We start from the raw sequence: 2,579 nt of genomic DNA on the forward strand, positions 1-2,579 counted from the left end.
GACCACAAAGAGGCTTCGTTCGGTACGCGAACCCTGTCTTGGTTGTGGTCGGCGCAGGCGCGCCGATCGGGCCGTTCTGTGCCGCTCACTGTGGCGATCGCGTAGCCGTCCGGCAGTCGGCCCGCCGCCGGGTGCGTGCCCGCCCGTCGTGATGACCACTCGTTGGGTTGGGAGGTCATCGTCCGACGAGGGCCATGTGGTGGTCGTTGTAGCGGTTGCCGTGGACTTGGACGCGGTTGGTGAGGGTGTTGAGGTCGGCGATGTCATCGGCGGATAGTGGCAGGGATGCGGCGTGCGTGTTCTCGTCGATGCGCTTGATGCTGCGGGTTCCGGGGATGGGCACGATGGACGGGTGCTGGGCCAGGAGCCAGGCCAGGGCAACCTGGCCCGGCGTGGCGTTTCGCGTGCTGGCGAGGGCACGGACGTGTTCGACGAGGGCCTGGTTGGTGTCGCGGTTCTGTTCGCTGAATCGTGGGATGGTGGCGCGGATGTCGCCGTCGGTGAAGTGGTTGTTCGGGTCGACGGTGCCGGTGAGGAAGCCTTTGCCGAGGGGGCTGAACGGGACGAACCCGATGCCGAGCTCGGCGCAGGCCGGCAGCACCTCGGGTTCGGGGTCGCGGGTCCACAGGGAGTACTCGCTTTGCACTGCGGTAACCGGGTGCACGGCGTGGGCCTGGCGGATGGTTCCGGCCGCGGCTTCGGACAGGCCGAAGTGGCGCACCTTGCCGGCAGCGACCAGTTCGGCGACGGCGCCGGCGACGTCCTCGACCGGCACGTCGGGGTCGACACGATGCTGGTAGAACAGGTCGAGAGCATCGACACGCAGCCGGCGCAAGGAGGCGTCGGCGACGCGGGCGATCTGCTCGGGGCGGCTGTCGAGGCCGACGGACTTCCCGTCTTCAATGCGCCACCCGAACTTGGTCGCGATCACGACCTGATCGCGGAGCGGGGCGAGGGCTTCCCCGACGAGTTCCTCGTTGACGTAGGGCCCGTAGACCTCGGCGGTGTCGAAGAAGGTCACGCCGTGGTCGACCGCGCCGCGCAGTACGGCGATCATGTCATCGCGGCCGCCGGGGTTGGGGCCGTAACTCTGCGACATGCCCATGCAGCCGAGCCCGATCGCGGACACCCGCAGGCCCTGGCCGAGAGTGCGCTGGTGCATCATGTCTCCTGTTGTCAGGTCTGGTTCGCGGCGGCGTACTGCTCGTCGGTGACCGGTTCGAGCCAGGTGGTGCCGTCTCCGTTTTCGACGCCTTCGAGCATGGCGAGGTGGCTCATCATGCAGTCGACGCCGGCGCCGTGCCAGTGTTCCTCGCCGGGCGGGGTCCATACGGTGTCGCCGGGGGTGAGATGGATGACGGTGCCGTCGCGGGACACCACCAGGCCGGTACCGTCGGTGCAGAACAGCGTCTGCCCGAGCGCGTGGGAATGCCAGTTAGTGCGGGCGCCGGGGGTGAAGCGGACGATGCTGGCGATCAGCCGGGACGGTTCGGCCTTCCGCTTGATCGGGTTGACGTAGACGTCGCCGGTGAAGGCCGTGCCGGGGGCTTTGGCGGTCTTGCTGGGCGCGGTCAGTTCCATAGGGGTTCTCCTTCGGCGGATCGGGCGGCGGCGGACGGGGCCGCCGCTCGCGGCGCCGCCAGTGGTTATGCGGGTCAGTCAGCGCTGGTGGTGTCTGCCGCGTCGGGCTGGCCGCCGGCTTGGTCCGACAGGGCGGTGCTTGCGGTGTCGGTCGCGGCCCAGGAGGCCAGCAGCGCGAGGTTATCCGCGGAGGGGCTGGCTGGTTCGGCGGTGTAGGCGGTGAGGACCAGGGCCGGGGCGGCGAGGAGTTCCATGGAGTCGTAGGTCAGTTCCATGTAGCCAACCACAGGGTGATTGAAGGTCTTGATGCCGCCGCGGTGCAGGCGCACGTCCTGGGCGCCCCAGCGGGTACGGAACGCCTCGCTGCGGGTGGCGAGCTCACCGACAAGATCGGTGAGGTCCTTGTCGCGGGGGTTGCGGCCGGCCGCGGTGCGCAGCAGCGCGACGGCGGTGGCCAGCGCACCGTCGTGATCGGGGTAGTAGTCGGCGGCGCGGGGGTCGAGAAAGTCAAAGCGGGCGATGTTGCCGCGGTGCGCGGGCTGGTCGAGCACCGGGGAGTAGAGCGCCCGGCCGAGGGCGTTGCTGGCCAGGATGTCCAGGCGCCCGTTGCGGACGAACGCGGCTGTGCCGGTCATCGAGTCCAGCACCCGCTGCACGCTGAGCGGGATCTGCGGCTTGGCGCGGCGGCGCGGGGTGCGGATCGGCTTGGCGGCGCGGGCGAGGTTGAACAGGTGCTCGCGCTCGGCCTCGTTGAGCTGCAGGGCGCGGGCCACAGCGTCAAGGACGTCGTCGGACACGCCGCTGATGTGGCCCTTCTCCAGGCGGTTGTACCAGTCGGGGCTAACCCCGGCCAGCACGGCGACCTCTTCTCGGCGCAGCCCGGGCACCCGCCGGCGTCCGGCGGCCGGCAGGCCGACCTGGGCGGGGGTGAGCTTGGCCCGGCGGGTCGCCAGGAAGTCGCGAATCTCGGAGCGGTTGTCCACGCCCTCCACGTTACG

The 2,579-nt window shown here is 70.0% G+C and carries 3 protein-coding genes; all 3 read right to left on the reverse strand.

The window, feature by feature from the left end:
* Window positions 1-175: 175 nt before the first annotated feature.
* On the reverse strand, window positions 176-1,162 hold the full coding sequence (locus VGJ14_10720) for an aldo/keto reductase (protein ID HEY2832887.1): 987 nt from the start codon (window positions 1,160-1,162) through the stop codon (window positions 176-178).
* 14 nt (window positions 1,163-1,176) lie between these two features.
* Window positions 1,177-1,581, reverse strand: coding sequence for a cupin domain-containing protein (locus tag VGJ14_10725; protein HEY2832888.1), 405 nt, complete (start codon window positions 1,579-1,581; stop codon window positions 1,177-1,179).
* Window positions 1,582-1,655: 74 nt separating this feature from the next.
* Window positions 1,656-2,579 (reverse strand): helix-turn-helix transcriptional regulator (locus VGJ14_10730; protein ID HEY2832889.1); only part of this gene is annotated, 924 nt, incomplete at its 5' end.

Source organism: Sporichthyaceae bacterium (assembly GCA_036493475.1).
GTDB lineage: Bacteria > Actinomycetota > Actinomycetes > Sporichthyales > Sporichthyaceae > DASQPJ01.